The following is a 17,125-nucleotide window of genomic DNA, read 5'->3' on the forward strand; positions in this document are numbered from 1 at the left end:
CGCCCGTTTGCTATGTGTGCCAGTCACTTAGCGCAGCTATCCCCATCGCGCCCACAAAGTTATCCACATAAATTGTGGATGTGGCTAAAGTACCGAGTGCATGTTGATATGTGCCACAAGGGCAACACTGATGGGCGCATATATTGTTGTCACAATTTACAGGTACGATGCTGTAATGTTGTAGGTAGCAGTGATTTTTAAGTGCAAGTTAAGTGCAGATTAAATGTAGGTAAGGAATGAGAATAGTGAATAGGTTAAGTTTGATCATGCTCACAGTGGCATGTGTCGTTGGTAGCGTATCGGCCATGGCGGAAAATGCACAGACCTGGATTAATGACGGAGAAGCGGCACTAGCCGCGGCCAAGAAGCTGCATCCTGAATTGGGGCGTGCTAAAAACGTGATATTGTTTGTTGGGGATGGTATGGGGATTTCTACCATCACCGCGTCACGTATTTTTGAAGGGCAGAGTAAGGGCCTGGACGGTGAACGCAACCAGCTGGCATTCGAGCGTTTGCCTTATTTGGCGCTTTCCAAAACCTATTCGGCCAACCAGCAGACTTCCGATTCTGCACCTACCATGACTGCGATAGTGACCGGTGTCAAAACTAATGATGGTGGGTTGTCAGTCAATCAAGCTGTTGTACGGTCTGAACCCAGTCATGCTGTGATTCAAGCAAATAAATTAACCACCATACTAGAGCAGGCAGAAATGAGCGGCCGCGCTACCGGTATTATCTCCACTGCTCGTGTTACTCATGCCACGCCTGCTGCCACATATGCGCACACCAGTAATCGCGATTGGGAGGCGGACAGCAACCTGCCTGCGGGGGCTGATGTAAAGGATATTGCCGCGCAGTTGATAGATAGCTTTGGGCCGAAGCAAATTGGTGACGGTCTGGAGGTGTTGATGGGCGGCGGTCGCAGTAATTTATTGCCTAAAGCACAGAGCGACCCCGAATACCCTAACATTAAAGGCAAGCGTAATGATGGGCGAGATTTAATACAGGAGTTTCAAACTAAATTTAATGCACACTACGTGTGGAACAAGGCGCAGTTTGATGCGTTTAACCCCGCCAGTGGGCAGCGGCTTCTGGGTTTGTTTGAGCCGTCACATATGCAATATGATCATGACCGCCTAACCGATACCGCAGGTGAGCCGTCCCTCGCAGAAATGACGGATAAGGCGATAGAGGTGCTAAAGCGCAACAAAAAAGGGTATTTCCTGATGGTAGAGGCCGGCCGTATCGACCACGCGTCGCATGCCAACAATGCCTTCCGTACCTTGAGTGAAACTGTTGCACTGTCTGATGCGGTTAAGCTAGCGATGAGCAAGGTCGATATGCGCGATACACTGATTATCGTGACGGCAGATCATAGCCATACGCTGACTATCGGTGGTTATGCGAAACGCGGTAACCCCATATTAGGCAAGGTGATCTTTCCGGGGGCTGCTGTGCCAGAGAAAGCATTAGATGGTAACCCTTACACTACCATCAGTTTTGCCAATGGTACAGGTTATGCAGCTGGTGGCGATGCGCATTCTGCATCAGCCTCACGGGCTGGTCGTGTGGCAGATATGAGCACAGTGGATACCGAAGACCCAGACTTTCACCAAGAAGTGATGGTGCCGCTAGCCGCTGAAACGCATGCAGGTGAGGATGTGGCCATTTTTGCCGGCGGCCCTAATGCACACTTGTTTCATGGCATACAAGAACAAAGCTACATTTACTACGTGATGGAAGACGCGATGGGGCTTGCAACTAGGCGTTAGTATCTGTTGCAAGCCCCATCGCAAATTTGAGGTTAGTGTAAGTTAATGATCGCCAATCAATTGATTTCAAATAGACGTAAAAAAGCCCACATTGCTGTGGGCTTTTTAAATTCTGGTACAAGAGCTGGAATCGAACTGGCGACACGTGAGTTTTCAACGCTAAATATCGTCGTTTTTATATTGTTTAGTGCCTACCCTCACTATTTTATGTGAGCCAAAGGATGCCAGAGTTGGGACATTAGTTTTTTTAATTAAATAACTGAGAAAAGCATCTTCACGCTTAAAATCAAAGAAACAATTGCAAATATCTTCTTCAGCCGTGCCTCAGGCAAATTATTCGAGCAGCTTGCACCAAGTGGTGCAGCAATAAAACTCGCTATCGAAATCACTAGAAATGCAGGTAGATAAATAAAACCAAAAGTATAAGGTTCGTTCAATGTTTTAGACCAGCCACTTATCATGTAGCCAACAGTTCCAGCGATGGCTATTGGAAAACCAATTGCAGCAGAAGTGCCAATCGCTTTTTTTATGTCAATGTTCTTATAGCTTAAATATGTAACCGCAAGAAAACCACCACCAACTGCAGCAAGTGAGGACACCATGCCAATCAGTGTTCCCGCTACAAATAGGCTTCTTAACTTAGTTGGATTTGTGCTTGGCTTTGGCTTCCAATTAAGAAACATCTGGCCAGCCACAAGTGCCATGAACAGTGCAAAAAATATGGCAATATAAGTTGGGTTAACATCAGCTGCGAGATGGGTAACTAGGAATGCACCTAGAACAATGCCTAGGACCATCTCGTATACCACTTTCCAAACTACAGTCCCTCTAGACGCGTGTGCGTAAATACTAGATGACGAGGAAATAATCATACAAGCTAGTGATGTTCCCAAAGCTAAATGCACAACACTTTCTTGACCAACACCTTGGTAACTAAAAATAGTGACCAATATAGGCACAAGTATCCCGCCGCCACCGACTCCTAGTAAGCCAGCCATAAAACCAACAAAAGCTCCCAACACAAGATATAACAGTATCCATTCAATACTTAACATCGCTATCTATCCTTTCAAACCCACATTAAAAGCCTAACTCAATGAGATAAGGTTTGTTCAAAGTTGTACTACAGGGCTAAGATACAACCTCAAGTCAACTTTAAGTCAAGCGTTGTTTGCACAAGGATAAATAATGGATATATCTGACGTTTCAAAAGCCTCTGGCCTGCCTGCGTCAACATTAAGATTCTATGAAGAAAAGGGTCTTATACACTCGATTGGAAGAAATGGGCTAAAGAGAACATTTAATCCTAATGTTATTGAACGTTTAGCGCTAATCTCTTTGGCACGTAGTGTTGATTTCTCTCTAGATGAGATTGGTGAAATGTTTACACAAGATACTGCTGAGGTTAATAGAGAGTTGCTTTTAGCTAAAGCAGACAAGCTGGATAGTAAAATTAATGAGCTGACATTAATGCGCAATGGCCTTCGTCATGCCGCTGAATGCTCTGCACCAAATCACTTCGAATGCCCAAAATTTCTGCGCTTAGTCAAGTTGGCTGGGAAAAATCGTTTTAGGCAGCCTAGCAAAATAAAAAAAGCTAACGGAGTTTGAATTCTAGAGACAAAAAAGCCCACATTGCTGTGGGCTTTTTAAATTCTGGTGGCCGGGGCCAGAATCGAACTGGCGACACGCGGATTTTCAATCCGCTGCTCTACCGACTGAGCTACCCGGCCTTTCTTGCTACTCGCAGTATTCGGTTTATCGCTGCAAGGCGCGCATTATAGCAAACTAAATTGAGATATGACAAAGATATTTTAAAGTTTTTGTATATTTATTTTTAATGCGAAAGTTTGTACTTGCTTTGCGTGATATCTGGGTGGCTCTCATGTAAAATCTTTCCCTATGAATTTAAACACAATTTTACCAAAAGTCGAATCATTAAGTCAGTCGTTGCAGGCGGCGCTTGTTGATAAAATTAATCATAAAACTAAACCATTAGGCGCGCTTGGGCAGTTGGAGGCGGTGGCTTTGCAGGTGGGCTTGATTCAGCAAACGCTGACGCCGCAGCTTTCTAACCCTACCTTGATGGTGTTTGCGGGGGATCACGGTGTCGTGAATGCCGGGGTGAGCCCTTATCCACAAGCGGTGACTGCGCAAATGGTGCTGAATTTCCTGCAAGGTGGCGCGGCGATTAATGTGTTTGCGCGTCAGCATAATATGCGTTTGCGGGTGATTGATGCCGGGGTGAATCATGAGTTTGATGCGAACACAGATTTGATTCATGCCAAAGTGGCAGCAGGAACGGCTAACTTCTTGCAAGAGGCGGCGATGACGCAGTCGCAATGTGAGCAGGCGCTAGCAACCGGCGCATCGCTGGCAAAGCAGGAGGCCGCCGCTGGTGCCAATGTCTTTGGTTTTGGCGAGATGGGCATAGGCAATACTTCGTCAGCCAGTTGTTTGATGAGTGTGTTATGCGCTATTCCGATTGAGGAATGCGTAGGGCGTGGGACCGGCTTGGATGATGCTGGATTGGCGCAAAAGTTATCAGTCCTGAAACAGGCTATCGATTTTCACGGCATGCGCGGCGACAATGCACTGGAAGTGCTGGCGACATTTGGTGGCTATGAGATTGCCATGATGGCTGGTGCCATGTTGGGTGCCGCTGAACAGCATGCAGTATTGTTAATTGATGGCTTTATCGCCACGGCTGCCTTGCTGGTGGCTGCGCAGTTGCAGCCGAATATTTTGCAATATTGCGTATTTACACATTGTTCTGGTGAGGCTGGGCATCGCCGTTTGTTAGCGCATTTAGGCGCTACGCCGTTACTGGATATCGGTTTGCGTCTTGGTGAAGGCACGGGTGCGGCTTTGGCTTATCCTTTAGTGCAGGCTGCGGTTAATTTCTTAAACGAGATGGCCTCGTTTGAGAGTGCTGGCGTGAGTACTGCAGAGGCTGGCGCCGGGGAAACTGCATGATCAGTTTTTTGCGTAATGAGCGACGTTATATGTTGTTAGCGGTTGGTTTCTTTACGCGGATTCCTGTTCCTATGTTTGGCGACTTTCATCCTGATGATTTGAATCGCTCTGCCAAATATTTTCCACTAGTGGGGATTTTTGTTGGCTTGATAGGCGCGGGTGCGTTTGCATTTGCGAGCAAGGTGTTGCCGCAGAGTATTGCAGTGCTGATTAGCATGGCGATGACGGTTTATATCACCGGCGCATTTCATGAAGATGGGCTGGCCGATAGCGCAGATGGTTTGGGCGGTGGTTGGGACACTGAACGCATCCTCGCTATTATGCAGGATTCCAGACTGGGCACTTATGGCGCTATCGCTTTGTTTTTTGCGCTGTTTACCAAGTACCAGTTGCTCACTGCTTTGCCTGCTTATTTTGTACCGTTTGTATTAGTGATCGGCCATGCGTTTAGCCGCTTATGCGCGCTCTTAATCATGGCAGATTTGGAGTATGTGCGTGAGAGCAGTAAAGCGAAGCCGCTGGCAACAAAGATAAAAATGCCAGGCTTGCTAGTTGCCGTGCTGTTTGGCGTGGCGCCAATTCCGCTACTATATTGGAATTTTTCACCGGCTCTGTTGAGTGCCAAAGATTGGTTATGGTTAAGCGCTTGCTGCTTAACGCCAGTGGCGCTGGTTTGGGTTTGGTGGCGCAATAAAATTAAACACTGGCTGGGTGGTTATACCGGTGATTGTTTAGGTGCGATGCAGCAAATGACAGAGTTAGCCTTTTATCTGGGCTTGCTGGTGTGGGCGCAACAGTTATGAATCTACATTTGATTCGACATACCTCGTTGGACATTGCACCGGGCGTTTGTTATGGGCAGAGCGATGTGGATGTCTCGGCTAATTTTGCGGCGGAGTGCAGTGCGTTAAGCGCAAAATTAGATGGCGTCCAGTTTGATGCGGTCTATGCTAGCCCGTTGCAGCGCTGTACTAAATTAGCGCAGGCGCTTAATTTGGGTGAGGTGCAAGTGGATGTGCGCTTAAAGGAGTTGCATTTTGGCGATTGGGAAATGCAGTCTTGGGATAGCATCCCGCGCGAATTGTTTGATGTATGGGCGCATGATTATGCGCATTTGTCACCACCGAATGGTGAAAGCTTTACACAGCTATATGACCGAACTAAAACCTTCACCGAAGAAGTGAGCAGTCGCTTACCTGGTAAGAACGTAGCCGTTGTTACCCATGGCGGCGTGATACGCGCAATGCTGGCCGATGCCTTGAATATGCCGCTAAAGGGTTTGTTCCGCTTGGTGATTGACCATGCGAGTGTGACGCAGATCACGCTAAGTGACAGTGTGCCTAGAATCCAATTTGTGAATCGTTGAGGCTTTGCTTTGGTTATGCTCACCCAAAGCATCAGGCAGCCTGCTCCTACCCTTAGTGATTAGAGGCTTTGTAGCGCCTGCTCCAGTTGCTGCCATTGATGCTCATCAGGTAAGCCAAACCTTAGCGCCGGTTGCTCGTTGAAGCGCCTCACCCAAATCCCTTGCTTAGCTAGTTTGTCTTGTAAGCGCATTGCCTCTGTGGTCGCAATATACTGAAATAGCGCAGTGCCAGCAGTTGGTGATAATCCATACTGGTTTAATAGCGTAGATAAACGGCTACTGCTGTTTACTAGGCTTAGCCTCGTGTTGTGCTGCCAAGTGGAGTCTTGCAGCGCTAGCATGGCAATGTAGCGGCTAGGGCCTGCAATTGTCCACGGGCCTAACTCTTCTTGTATCTGATGCAGCTGTGCTTGTGCCGCCAGCAGGAAGCCGACCCTAGTGCCAGCCAGGCCAAAGAATTTACCTAAGGAGCGCAGTACGAACAAACCCTCTAAGTGAGTGTGCTGAGCAATGCTATGTTCTGGCGTCGCATCCATAAATGCTTCATCCACAATCAGCCAACCACCGCGCTTGGCTAGCGTTGCGTGTAAATGCAGTAAGTCTTGCGGTGCAAATTGTTTACCCGTTGGATTGTTTGGATTGCAAATCAATACTACATCCGCACTATTGATTACATCGACATCATTAAAATTATTGAAACGTAGCACCTGGTGCCCATGGTGCTGCCACGCGTGTGCGTGTTCCTGATACATGGGGTTGAGCATGGCAACTTTGCAAACAGGCCTAAGCTTGGGCAATGTTTGCAGTGCTGCTTGTGAGCCGCTGGTGGGGAGTAGTGCTTTGCATCCATAATACTGCGCTGCGATTGTAGCCAGCCCATCTTCATCGTTTGGTAGGTTGTGCCATAAATGCACTGGAATCTCAGGGATAGGATAGTGGCAGGGGTTAATGCCTGTGGACAGATCCAGCCATTGTTCCAGTGGGATTTTATACTGCGCCACAGCGGCGCTTAAGTTGCCGCCATGTTCAAGCAAGGTGCAGGCTCCCTTTCATGTGCATCAGTATAGATAACGCAGTAATCACGAGGCACCAGAGCGCGATGCTACGTTTTACCAACGTGGTGGCGCTTAAAATATGTTGAGTATTGGCTAATGCCCCCATGCCTAACGTGGGGCGTTTTTTGGCTGTGCCGTGGTACACCGCATTGCCGCCGAGTTGTACCTGCAGCGCACCTGCGCCAGCCGCCATTACCGGCCCTGCGTTGGGGCTATACCAAGTGCTAGCTTGTGCCATCCAGCATTTTAATGCACTTTTGGTATGGCCGCATAAGGCGTAACTGAGTGCGGTGAGACGTGCCGGGATTAAGTTTAATAAGTCGTCCAAACGCGCGGCTGCCCAGCCGAAATATAGAAAGCGCGGGGTTCTGTAGCCCCACATCGCATCTAGGGTGTTGGCTAACCTAAATAGTACAGCGCCTGCTCCGCCAAATAATACAAACCAGAAAATCGCTCCAAATATGGCGTCATTGCCATTTTCTAGTACCGATTCCACAGTGGCGGTGGCAATTTCGGTTTCGTTTAATTGTGAAGTGTCACGGCTGACTATCATGCTAATGGCATGCCGAGCCTGCGGCAAGTTGCCCTCCTGCAGTGGCGTGTAAACTTGCTGCGCATGCTGGGTCAGACTTTGGGCGCCAATCGCGAGGTAAAGTAATGTGACGTCGGCAATCCATGCCAGCGGTGTATAGCGCGCTAGATAGCTAAGGGCAGCAAACGGCAGTAATAGCAATAACCATGCGCTTAACCCTGCTGCACGCGCAAGCCAGGGCCGCATGTTGTGATTGAGTACGTGTTCTAGTTTGTTAGACATCCAGCCAAAGCCTACCAGCGGGTGCCAGCGCTTGGGCTCGCCAAGCAGCGCATCTAACAAAACAGCACTAATCACCGCAAGGGCTGTGCTATAGGTGCTGATGATGGGATAATAATCAAATGACATTTAAATCACTTATGGTTCAGGGAACGACATCGGATGCCGGTAAAAGTACGCTAGTTGCAGCGATATGCCGTGTATTGTATCGCAGAGGTGTGCGTGTTGCTCCATTCAAGCCGCAAAATATGGCGTTAAACTCTGCTGTGACAGTAGATGGCGGCGAGATAGGGCGTGCGCAGGCGGTGCAGGCGCAAGCTTGCGGCCTAGCTCCGCATACCGATATGAACCCTGTACTGTTGAAGCCAAATTCTGATACCGGCTGTCAGGTCATTGTGCACGGCCAAGTTGCATGCAACCTTGAAGCAATGGGCTACCATGCCTACAAGCCGATTGCGATGCAGGCGGTACTGGCGTCCTGGGCGCGTTTAAAGTCGCAATATGACTGCGTAGTGGTGGAGGGCGCAGGCAGTCCTGCGGAGATTAACCTGCGTGATCGTGATATTGCCAATATGGGCTTTGCCGAAGCGGTGGATTGCCCGGTAATTTTAATCGCTGATATTGACCGCGGTGGAGTGTTTGCGCACATTGTGGGAACCATGGCCTTGTTGTCTGAAAGCGAAAGGGCGCGCGTGATAGGCTTTGTGATTAACCGCTTTCGTGGCGATATCGCATTATTGCAACCTGGGCTTGACTGGCTTACCAAAGAAACCGGTAAACCGGTATTAGGTGTGTTGCCGTATTTGCATGGCTTGCATATCGAGGCAGAAGATTCAGTACCTAAGCCTCAGCAATCCCGCGAGAACCTTGTTGGCAAGGCTTCGAGTGGTAATGCGAGTGCTACACGACTGAAAGTGGTGGTGCCGGTGATTCCCCATATCAGCAACCACACCGATTTTGACGCATTGCGCTTACACCCTCAGGTAGATTTTCAGTTTGTTAAAATTAACGAAGAGATTCCACCTGCCGATCTGATGATATTGCCCGGTAGTAAAAACGTGCGTGGCGACCTTGAGTTTCTACGCGCTAATGGCTGGCAGCAAGCACTCACTCGTCATTTGCGTTATGGTGGCAAGGTGTTAGGCATTTGTGGCGGTTTTCAGATGCTGGGCAGTGCGATACATGACCCGTATGCCATAGAAGGCAATGCTGGCTCCAGCGCTGGATTTGGCTGGCTGCAAATGGAAACTACCTTGGAGCAAACCAAGCAGCTGAAGCAAATTTCCGGACATTTAGCCTTTGCCGCAGCGCAGGTAACTGGCTACGAAATCCACATGGGGGTAAGCACAGGCGTGGCGCTCAACACCCCAGTGCTTTATCTTGAAAATCGGCCGGAAGGCGCCATTTCGCACGATAACCAAATTGCTGGTACCTATTTGCATGGCTTGTTTGATCACAAAGAGGCTTGTGCGGCTTGGCTGGCGTGGGCAGGCTTAACCGCGCAGCCGGGTTTTGATTACGAGCAGCTTAAAAATAATGAGCTGGATCGCTTGGCTGATTGCGTAGAGCAGCATTTGGACTGGGGTGCAATCGGTCTCGCTGAATAATCCGCTACCGCCACACCGCGCCGTATTTTGGCGTGAAGCGCTGTGCTTATAGCACCTTAATCGTTTGCCCTAAGCATTCTACGACTTGCCCAGAGCGAATCTTGGCAGTCCTGCGTGATTCAATATTGCCATCCACCTGTACGATGCCGTCACTCACCATCAATTTACCTTGACCGCCGCTATTGGCGATACCGGCAAGTTTTAGCAAGTTACAAAGTTCGATAAATTCGCCTTGCAGTTCAAAAGTGATTATTTCCATGGTTATCCTTTAAGTGTAAGTGGCAGACCGGCAGCAATAAAACTGACTTTATTCACGCGTTCAGCAACTGCTTGGTTGAGTCGGCCCTGTTCGTCTTGAAACTGGCGGTTAATTGCACCTAAGGGCACAATGCCCATGCCAACTTCATTGCTAACCAGTAATACTGTGCCTGCTAGTTTGGGTAAAACTTCTAATAACTGATCGCGCTCCTGTTGCCAGTCTAAATTGTCTGGGCGCTCACAATCTGGGCAAATGCATTGTGCTAGCCACAGTGTAAGGCAATCGACAATAATGCAGGTATCCGCTTTAGCATGGGTTTGTAGTGTTTCTGCCAAGTTGAATGATTGCTCTACTGTGGCCCAATGTGCGGGGCGACGCACTTTATGGTGCTCAACGCGGGTGCCAAATTCTGCATCGTACACTTGTGCTGTGGCGATATAGGTGACAGGCAAGCCTGATGCAGCAGCTAACTTTTCTGCAAAAGCACTTTTGCCGGAACGTGCGCCGCCTAAAATAAGATGGGTAGACATATTAGGTTCCATGAATGCTGGGAGTGTTGAAAGTACTGGTTTGTGTAGATGCCCATTGTTGGATAATGGTTTGCAATTGCTTTAAACCATGCGTAATCAGTGACGGCCCTGGCTGCAAAATATCCGCGGATTTTATTTCAAATACCATGCCGTTTTTTACCGCCGGAATGGTATCCCAGCCATCTCTTGCGACTACCTGCTCAGGCTGGAATTTCTTACCGCACCATGAGCCGATGATGATGTCAGGCTGGCGCTCAATCACCTGCTGGGCTTGCACGGTTCTGTCTTTGGCGCTGTGAAATTGAGATAGCTCTGGGAAGCAGTCTCGACCGCCAGCGATTTCTATCAGCTCTGATGCCCATTTAATACTGCAGATCATGGGGTCGTTCCACTCTTCAAAATATACGATGGGCTTTGCTGGTAACAGGCTGGCCTGCTGTTTCGCCTGGGCAATTGCCAGCTCCAGTTCGTTAATCAGTGCGTGTGCCTTATCTGCGGCGCCGACCAGGCTGCCCACGGTGGCAATCATGTTCAGCATTTGTGCGATAGAGCGTTGGTTAAAGATATGTACTTCCACCCCAGCACGAATCAGCGACGCTGCAATATCTGCCTGCAGGTTGGAGAAACCAATCACCAAGTCAGGCTGCAGCTCCAATATTTTATCAATCTTGGCACTGGTAAAGGCGGCGATTTTTGGCTTTTCTTTACGTGCAATGGCAGGGCGCGTAGTAAAACCGGAGATGCCGACGATACGTGCTTGTTCCCCTAGTAGATACAGTACCTCCGTGGGTTCGGTGGTGAGGCATATGATGCGTTGCGGGTGTCTCATTTAGTATTGTCCCAATGGTTTTCCATGACCATGTCAGCAAGTGGCTTGGCCTGTTTCCAGCCGGTTTCTACCAGCATCGGTTCTTTGTAAAATGAGCTGACATGGCCTAAACAGAGGATGGCGACGGGCTTGGCCCCGGCTGGCATATTCAGTAATTCCCCTAATGTCATCGGGTCAAAAATAGATACCCAGCCCATGCCCAGCCCCTCCGCGCGCGAGGTCAGCCACATGTTCTGTATGGCACAGCTGACGGAGGCAATATCCATTTCTGGTATGGTTCTACGGCCAAAAATGTGCTGCTCTCGTTTGTCACATAAGGTCACCACAATAAGCTCACCGCACTCTAAAATACCTTCTACTTTTAGGCGCAGAAACTCAGCCATACGTGCGGCGTTTTCGTTGTCACCAATTGCTTGCGCGGTCTGCATGCGCTCTTGATCAACTAACTGATGAATTTGCTTGCGTGTAGTTACATCGGTAATTCTAATAAAACGCCATGGCTGCATGAGGCCCACGCTGGGCGCATGGTGCGCAGCATGCAGAATTTTGGCCAGTACTTCTGGCTCTACTGGATCAGGCAGAAAGTGCCGCATATCACGACGCTCTGCAATCACGCGATAAATCGCTTCTTTTTCATGCTCAGGATAGCTAAAGTCTTGCATCAAGGCTGTCCTTTTTGTGCATCGCTAGGCGTGTTATTTGTTGCGGCAGTAGGTGCCGATTCAATTAAGAATAACTTGCCGGTTTTTGGGTCACGGTACACTTGCCCGATGGCGTCATAGCCATTACCGGCACTTTGCTCACCAGTGGCTGGTGCGTCTATTTCTCGGCCCTTATTCACCTCTTGTGGTCGGTTAAGTGTGGACTGTTGCCCAGCACTAAGTGCTGCCAGTAAGCCACAGGCAAACACTAGCATCACATCGACTAGATTGACTAAGCTGGCGCGCGGGTCTTCATCGTCCTGATTAAAACGGCCGTTTAAGCGACTCTCTAAGCTGCGCTTCTTCTGCATAGTTTTGTTGGGGGCTGAATACATGTGTTTTATTACGCTTGCTGTGGCTGGGTTTCTTGTTCGAGTGACGCTAATACCTCTTCATACCAGCGGCGGCGACACTTGCCAATCACCAAGCCGATAATGCCTGCCAGCAAACCTAGCACCGTTGCATCAAATGCAGTAGTCACTGCTTGCGCCAGCAGGGATGGGTTACCTTGGCCTAATGCGGCAAGCCCGGGCCCTAGTGGGATAATGGTAGCCATTAAACCTAGCATAGGCGGTATGCGTGCTAGAAAATCGGCGCGTTCCAAGCGATGGCGCGCCACTTTAAGCAGGGCATTCTCGCCCGCCTTGCGTAGTTGCTTGAGGCCAAATAAGCGCTCACCTATGGCTAAGCCGGCTTCCAGCACGGCAATCACTACTGCCGCGACTAAAATGAGGATAACAGGCTCTAACAGCCAAGTAATGGCGCTATGCAGATGGCTTAGGTTAATAGACATGATTGATTCCAATACTAATCTTGATGGTTCTTATGCGCTAGGTTTACGGGTGCCGAACCATAGACCTAGTGCAAAAATAGGTAGCAGTAACAGTATCCAGGCAAGATTGTCTTTAACTGTTGCCACTGTCAGTTCGTAAGCTTGCGCTGCTTTGTTTATCGGTTTGCTTTGCTCGTGTTTTGCCGCGGCTGCTTTAGGCTGAGCTGCAATGGCCTTGCTACTATGTTTTTTTGGGACGGTGTTGGATACTGCTTCAGCAGGTGTCAATGCTGCCGGTTGCTGTATGTTTGCATCCTTCATGGATTGTGCTTTGCTATAACCGCGCGCCTTTGCTAGCACTTGCGCTACGCCAGCTTTATCTTCTGCATTGATATGTTGCCCCATCCACTCCCACATTGGGTGGTTGGGCGCAGTATGGCCACTACCGGGTAGCCCGTTTTTAATCACTAATCTAGCCAGTGTTTGCGATAGCTGTTGTGCGTTGGCTTCACTTGGCTTCCAAAACCCTTTTTGTGCCGCTACCAGCATTAGCGCCACCATATTGGCTTTGACCTGCGCATTATGCCCTTGCGCTAAAAACTTATCTAAACCTAGTTTCAAATCGTCATCAATATAGACGCGCTTTACTTCGTTCCAGGCCCAGTCTTTAATAATATCGGGTCTGGTGACTTGCCAGCCCCATAAGTTTTCCATAAATGCCTGATTCATGGTGCGTGCACCGGCGTAGCCGTGGCCCATGAGAGGTTTTATCCATGATGGGTTTAAGTAACGCCCACGCAATTCCATCAGCAGTGCGGACTCTAATGGTTCATCGGTAAAGCCTTTTTGGTTGGCATGATTCAAAATGCGCGCTTCCGGTTTATTACCGGTAATAGTTTCAATAGCAAGCGATAAACCACCTAAGTAGTCAAACGCATCATTGTTATCCATTAAGCCATAGAGGTTAGAGGCGCGGCCATGATAGGTGGTGGCGATACTATGCAGCGATGCATCAAATGCCTCATGCGCAGGCTCGCCCTGTGCGTCTACACCGTAGGCATGGCCCATGCGTTGCAGGTAAGCGCGACCAACATCGTTACGGGTATTCCATGCGCCAGAGCGCTCCGCCAGCGTATTGACGCCCGCGCCATAAGCGCCTGGGGCATCACCAAAGATACGCCATGCGGCCTCACGCCCGGCTTGTTCGGCTGGCATGCCTTGCGCCAGTAGTGCCTGCGTGCGCTTTACCCAGTGTATGGCCACACCATTGGTCGCCATTGGTTCGTGGCCGCGGCTGTAATTAACTAGTGGTTTTAAGGCGGAATTTAGCGCAGCAGCCAAGCTTGGGTCTGCTTGCAATATGCTGTCTGCAGAGGCGGCGAGGGCCATTCTGCCGCCAATATCAATCCATTGCATCAGGTTAGGGTACAGGTCACGGAATAAGCCGGAGGTGGTAACAATTACATCGTAACGCTTAACATTGGCTGTGGCTGGGTTGGCAGCATCGGAGGCTGACGGCTGCACTAACTGCATTTTTTGCACGATGCCGCGCGAGTTCCATTCTGGGGTGATGCCCATCAGCGATAGGATAAAGCTCACCATCACGCCTTCATCACGTACGGCGTCTGATGCCCATAAAATAACGCCTTGGCTTTTGTTTACATCATCACGCTTGCGTACGTTAGCAGCCATGTTGTGGCCAAGCTCAAAACCAAGTGGCGTTGGCAGCACGTCACCATCTAGCGCATGAAAATTACGCCCAGTCGGCAGCGATTCAGGTGAGCGCAATGGGTCGTTGCCTTTGCCCGGCTCAATAAAGCCGCCAGCTAAACCATGTAGTAGCGCTTGCATTTCCAGCTTAGGGGAGGCGATTAAATTCTCGCGGATCTGGCTGCTGATATTCTCAGGCTTATTTTGCGCCATAGAGTCCAGCATCAGTTGTAATGAGGCATCAGACCAAGGGCGGCCAAACACATGCAAGCCGTGCGGCATGAACTTTTCTTGTAGTTTGGTCAAGTAATGCCCAACTTCATGCGCCAGTAAATCATCATCCGCTTGCTCAAAGTTAATGCCGCGAACTTTTAATACATCCGCCATGCTGGATTCTAGCTCGGCACGCAGCTCTAGGGTTTCTACCAGACGCCGCATTTCTTTAGCTGACGCAATGCGCATGGTGTCGGAGCTGGACGACTCATAACTCTCCACCACTTGGCGCAGCGTGAGCAGGCGGTCGTATAGTGGCGTAGCGGTGAGGGGTGGTGTTAAGTGGTCAATCATTACGGTCAGCGCGCGGCGCTTGGCTTGTGTGCCTTCACCTACGCCATCTACAATGTATGGGTAAAGGCCGGGTAGGTCGCTGGCAATAATGCGAGAGTAGTCTTCTGCGGATAAACCCACCGCTTTGCCCGGTAAAAACTCATAGGTAGAGTGTCTGCCCAAATGCACTAAGGCATCGGCTTTAAATGTGTCTTTCAACCAGTGGTAAAAACCTAGATATTGATGCGGTGGCGGTATGGTAGTGTTGGCGTGCAAAAGCTCTTCGTCAACTTCCCAGCCGCGTGGTGGCTGCGGGCCTACAAAGACATTGCCAAACTGTATGCCCGGAAACACCATTTTGTTGTTGTTTACCATGACTTTGCCGGGTAATGGCCCCCAGCCGCGCATGCCTTCAATATTCAGGTTGGTAATGCGTGTTTTGAGTGCATCCAATGCTTTACAGTCGCTATGCTCGGTTAAGCAGTTCTCGTAGCCGGTGTTGAGCTTAGCCAATAGTTTAAGCGCCTCTGCACGTTGTGGATGGTCTACCCCTTCTACCAAGTGGTGTAACTCGCGCATGGATTTAGCTAGCCGATTGCGTGCAATATCTAACTCTCCAGCTGTCTGTGCTGCAACAATATCTGCATGCAGCCGGCCTAGTGGACCTTCGACCATTTCACCTTTGACCGCGGTCGGTAGCGTGTTAAACCAGTGCGCGTAAGTGGTGCTGTCCATGCTAGCCACTTTGGGCAACATGCTGGCAAGTTCCGCATTGTTTTCAGGCAAATTAACACCTCTGTCCTGCATTAAATCCAGCAATGCTTCGTGAGTGGCAGGTAGCTCTCCGGTTTGATAACCAGCCGCTTGCATGCTATGTAAAATATCAAATAGCGATTGCGGTACGTCCAAGTTATCTGCACCGATGTTATGGCGCCCTGGCGGATGGTTGTAGTAAATAATCGCAACGCGTTTTTCTGCGTTGGCTTTGCTCTGCAAGGTCTGCCAATTCGTCACTCGGCTTACCAGTGATTTAACCTCGGTAGGTAACAATTCAGGCAGACGTAACTCTACGCCAGTGAGTTTATCAATACTTGGTGCACCGGCTGCTGCGACGACCATAGGTTGGCTATTACCCTGTACTTCCGGCATGGCGACGCGGTATTGAATCGAGTTGCTGGGTAAGCCGTCTTCAGATAGTTGCCAGGCAGTGGCACTACGGTCTGTAAGGCGAATGGCTTTAAACATGGGCACGTCTAGTTTTTTAATTAGCGCGGTAACAGACTCGCGTCCCTCTGCCGCGCCCACCACAAAGTCTTGTAGCACCACTAAGCCGGTTAGCTTGCTTGGGGCGATCATAGACGGTAGTTTTTCTATGGCTTGTTTGGATGCTTCGCCCCACTTCGCCATTACCACCACGCAGTTGATGCCTTGAGCTTGGCTTTGTGCGCAAATCGCGTCTGCAACCTGAGGGTCGCTGGTGCTTAAATCCAGCACCGCTAATGTGGTTTTGCTGTTGGGTGTTTGGAAAATTACTTGATTGCTGGCTAACTCTTTACCGCTTACGCGTAAGCGAATCGGAGGCATGGGTTTAGCCACAGGCAATGGCGTATTGGTTTTTGCCGACTGCGCGGTGAGCAAATACGTCATAAATGCGGCTAAGTTTTCCTGACCGCCAGCTTGCCAAACATCGCTCAATGCCAGCCACTTTGCTGCAGCAGCGTGTTTCTTCGCAGCGCTTAGCAAGGCATCTGGCGTTTTTTCTTGCGTTTGCGTCAGTGCTTTTGCCTCTGCAAACTCACTGACTGCATTTTTGTTAAAGCGGCTTCTGAGTGAGAGCGCGCTATCGCCGTTAAAAGCAATGAAAGTAGCCGGCTGCGTTTTGGATGGCTCTGACTTTAGCGCATCAAGTGCTCTTTGTAACTGGGCAGATGATTCTGCATATTGCGCCACGGCAAACACGGCATCTGCTTCTTGTAGCCAGCGCTTTAAGGTGCGGCTGTCCGCTGCCATCATTTGTGATTGTGAGCGTAAAACAATCCTATCACCTGGGCGCTGAGCTAGCGTGTTCTTTGCTGCCTCAGCCGCGGCGGGTGCGGTGCGGTCTGATACGATACCCAGTAAGGTTGCGCTATGTGCATTGCCTGTAAATAGACCCAATAGCAATACGCTAAGGTGAATGAATCTAGGCTTG

Annotated in this window: 16 protein-coding genes and 1 tRNA gene; 6 read left to right on the forward strand and 11 right to left on the reverse strand. The window is 49.6% G+C overall.

What is annotated here, in order from left to right:
* Positions 1-266 precede the first annotated feature (266 nt).
* The gene (locus MMOL_RS01325; RefSeq protein WP_238524387.1) at positions 267-1,772 is read left to right on the forward strand and encodes an alkaline phosphatase; all 1,506 of its coding nucleotides are present in this window, start codon (positions 267-269) and stop codon (positions 1,770-1,772) included.
* 251 nt (positions 1,773-2,023) lie between these two features.
* On the opposite strand, the gene MMOL_RS01330 is transcribed toward MMOL_RS01325, so the two are convergent.
* Entirely contained in the window at positions 2,024-2,827 is an 804-nt protein-coding gene (locus tag MMOL_RS01330) for a sulfite exporter TauE/SafE family protein (RefSeq protein WP_012777629.1), read from the reverse strand.
* A gap of 133 nt (positions 2,828-2,960) precedes the next feature.
* Here MMOL_RS01330 and MMOL_RS01335 point away from each other — a divergent pair, with 133 nt between their 5' ends.
* Positions 2,961-3,383 (forward strand): helix-turn-helix domain-containing protein, encoded by a 423-nt coding sequence (locus MMOL_RS01335; RefSeq protein ID WP_012777630.1) that lies wholly within the window; start codon positions 2,961-2,963, stop codon positions 3,381-3,383.
* A 46-nt stretch (positions 3,384-3,429) separates the two neighbouring features.
* Here the strand turns inward: MMOL_RS01335 and MMOL_RS01340 are convergent.
* Positions 3,430-3,505: transfer RNA gene (locus tag MMOL_RS01340), tRNA-Phe, on the reverse strand.
* Between the two features lie 169 nt (positions 3,506-3,674).
* On the opposite strand from MMOL_RS01340, the gene cobT reads away from it, so the two are divergent.
* The 3 genes from cobT to cobC are packed head-to-tail and all read left to right on the forward strand — an operon-like array spanning position 3,675 to position 6,114.
* A complete protein-coding gene (gene cobT / locus MMOL_RS01345) occupies positions 3,675-4,748 on the forward strand; it encodes a nicotinate-nucleotide--dimethylbenzimidazole phosphoribosyltransferase (protein ID WP_012777631.1) in 1,074 nt (357 codons plus the stop codon).
* Positions 4,745-5,551 (forward strand): adenosylcobinamide-GDP ribazoletransferase, encoded by an 807-nt coding sequence (locus MMOL_RS01350; protein ID WP_012777632.1) that lies wholly within the window; start codon positions 4,745-4,747, stop codon positions 5,549-5,551. Before cobT ends, MMOL_RS01350 begins: the two co-directional genes overlap by 4 nt.
* Positions 5,548-6,114, forward strand: coding sequence for an alpha-ribazole phosphatase (gene cobC / locus MMOL_RS01355; protein WP_012777633.1), 567 nt, complete (start codon positions 5,548-5,550; stop codon positions 6,112-6,114). The genes MMOL_RS01350 and cobC overlap by 4 nt, the downstream gene beginning before the upstream one ends.
* Before the next feature lie 59 nt (positions 6,115-6,173).
* Here the strand turns inward: cobC and cobD are convergent, their stop codons facing one another.
* Positions 6,174-7,148: a threonine-phosphate decarboxylase CobD gene (gene cobD, locus MMOL_RS01360; protein ID WP_012777634.1), complete on the reverse strand. Its 975-nt coding sequence runs from the start codon at positions 7,146-7,148 to the stop codon at positions 6,174-6,176.
* Positions 7,141-8,109, reverse strand: a complete 969-nt coding sequence (gene cbiB, locus MMOL_RS01365; protein ID WP_012777635.1) for an adenosylcobinamide-phosphate synthase CbiB — start codon at positions 8,107-8,109, stop codon at positions 7,141-7,143. The genes cobD and cbiB overlap by 8 nt, the downstream gene beginning before the upstream one ends.
* Before the next feature lie 11 nt (positions 8,110-8,120).
* Here cbiB and MMOL_RS01370 point away from each other — a divergent pair, with 11 nt between their 5' ends.
* Positions 8,121-9,587 (forward strand): cobyric acid synthase, encoded by a 1,467-nt coding sequence (locus tag MMOL_RS01370; protein ID WP_012777636.1) that lies wholly within the window; start codon positions 8,121-8,123, stop codon positions 9,585-9,587.
* Between the two features lie 46 nt (positions 9,588-9,633).
* On the opposite strand, the gene MMOL_RS01375 is transcribed toward MMOL_RS01370, so the two are convergent.
* Genes MMOL_RS01375 through MMOL_RS01405 form a run of 7 tightly spaced genes read right to left on the reverse strand, consistent with a single transcriptional unit; the run spans position 9,634 to position 17,091 of the window.
* Positions 9,634-9,846, reverse strand: coding sequence for an RNA-binding S4 domain-containing protein (locus tag MMOL_RS01375; protein WP_012777637.1), 213 nt, complete (start codon positions 9,844-9,846; stop codon positions 9,634-9,636).
* A 2-nt stretch (positions 9,847-9,848) separates the two neighbouring features.
* The gene (gene cobU, locus MMOL_RS01380; RefSeq protein WP_012777638.1) at positions 9,849-10,376 is read right to left on the reverse strand and encodes a bifunctional adenosylcobinamide kinase/adenosylcobinamide-phosphate guanylyltransferase; all 528 of its coding nucleotides are present in this window, start codon (positions 10,374-10,376) and stop codon (positions 9,849-9,851) included.
* Between the two features lies 1 nt (position 10,377).
* Positions 10,378-11,205, reverse strand: a complete 828-nt coding sequence (locus MMOL_RS01385; protein WP_012777639.1) for a cobalamin-binding protein — start codon at positions 11,203-11,205, stop codon at positions 10,378-10,380.
* A complete protein-coding gene (bluB, locus tag MMOL_RS01390; protein ID WP_012777640.1) occupies positions 11,202-11,867 on the reverse strand; it encodes a 5,6-dimethylbenzimidazole synthase in 666 nt (221 codons plus the stop codon). The genes MMOL_RS01385 and bluB overlap by 4 nt, the downstream gene beginning before the upstream one ends.
* Complete coding sequence (locus tag MMOL_RS01395) at positions 11,867-12,241, reverse strand: DUF2149 domain-containing protein (protein WP_012777641.1); 375 nt, start codon at positions 12,239-12,241, stop codon at positions 11,867-11,869. The genes bluB and MMOL_RS01395 overlap by 1 nt, the downstream gene beginning before the upstream one ends.
* Positions 12,242-12,249: 8 nt before the next feature.
* Positions 12,250-12,699, reverse strand: a complete 450-nt coding sequence (locus MMOL_RS01400; protein ID WP_012777642.1) for a MotA/TolQ/ExbB proton channel family protein — start codon at positions 12,697-12,699, stop codon at positions 12,250-12,252.
* A 30-nt stretch (positions 12,700-12,729) separates the two neighbouring features.
* Positions 12,730-17,091 carry a cobaltochelatase subunit CobN gene (locus MMOL_RS01405; RefSeq protein ID WP_238524388.1) on the reverse strand — a complete coding sequence of 1,454 codons (4,362 nt, stop codon included), beginning with the start codon at positions 17,089-17,091 and terminating at the stop codon, positions 12,730-12,732.
* Positions 17,092-17,125: the final 34 nt, after the last annotated feature.

This window comes from Methylotenera mobilis JLW8, assembly GCF_000023705.1.
GTDB classification, from domain to species: domain Bacteria; phylum Pseudomonadota; class Gammaproteobacteria; order Burkholderiales; family Methylophilaceae; genus Methylotenera; species Methylotenera mobilis.

Excerpts from the sequence above, each read along its gene's own strand:
- cobT (WP_012777631.1), top strand. The coding sequence starts at position 3,675 with ATGAATTTAAACACAATTTTACCAAAAGTCGAATCATTAAGTCAGTCG.
- MMOL_RS01400 (WP_012777642.1), bottom strand. The coding sequence starts at position 12,699 with ATGTCTATTAACCTAAGCCATCTGCATAGCGCCATTACTTGGCTGTTA.
- MMOL_RS01325 (WP_238524387.1), top strand. The coding sequence starts at position 267 with ATGCTCACAGTGGCATGTGTCGTTGGTAGCGTATCGGCCATGGCGGAA.
- MMOL_RS01350 (WP_012777632.1), top strand. The coding sequence starts at position 4,745 with ATGATCAGTTTTTTGCGTAATGAGCGACGTTATATGTTGTTAGCGGTT.
- MMOL_RS01335 (WP_012777630.1), top strand. The coding sequence starts at position 2,961 with ATGGATATATCTGACGTTTCAAAAGCCTCTGGCCTGCCTGCGTCAACA.
- MMOL_RS01375 (WP_012777637.1), bottom strand. The coding sequence starts at position 9,846 with ATGGAAATAATCACTTTTGAACTGCAAGGCGAATTTATCGAACTTTGT.
- bluB (WP_012777640.1), bottom strand. The coding sequence starts at position 11,867 with ATGCAAGACTTTAGCTATCCTGAGCATGAAAAAGAAGCGATTTATCGC.
- cbiB (WP_012777635.1), bottom strand. The coding sequence starts at position 8,109 with ATGTCATTTGATTATTATCCCATCATCAGCACCTATAGCACAGCCCTT.
- cobU (WP_012777638.1), bottom strand. The coding sequence starts at position 10,376 with ATGTCTACCCATCTTATTTTAGGCGGCGCACGTTCCGGCAAAAGTGCT.
- MMOL_RS01395 (WP_012777641.1), bottom strand. The coding sequence starts at position 12,241 with ATGTATTCAGCCCCCAACAAAACTATGCAGAAGAAGCGCAGCTTAGAG.
- MMOL_RS01370 (WP_012777636.1), top strand. The coding sequence starts at position 8,121 with ATGGTTCAGGGAACGACATCGGATGCCGGTAAAAGTACGCTAGTTGCA.
- MMOL_RS01385 (WP_012777639.1), bottom strand. The coding sequence starts at position 11,205 with ATGAGACACCCGCAACGCATCATATGCCTCACCACCGAACCCACGGAG.
- cobC (WP_012777633.1), top strand. The coding sequence starts at position 5,548 with ATGAATCTACATTTGATTCGACATACCTCGTTGGACATTGCACCGGGC.
- MMOL_RS01330 (WP_012777629.1), bottom strand. The coding sequence starts at position 2,827 with ATGTTAAGTATTGAATGGATACTGTTATATCTTGTGTTGGGAGCTTTT.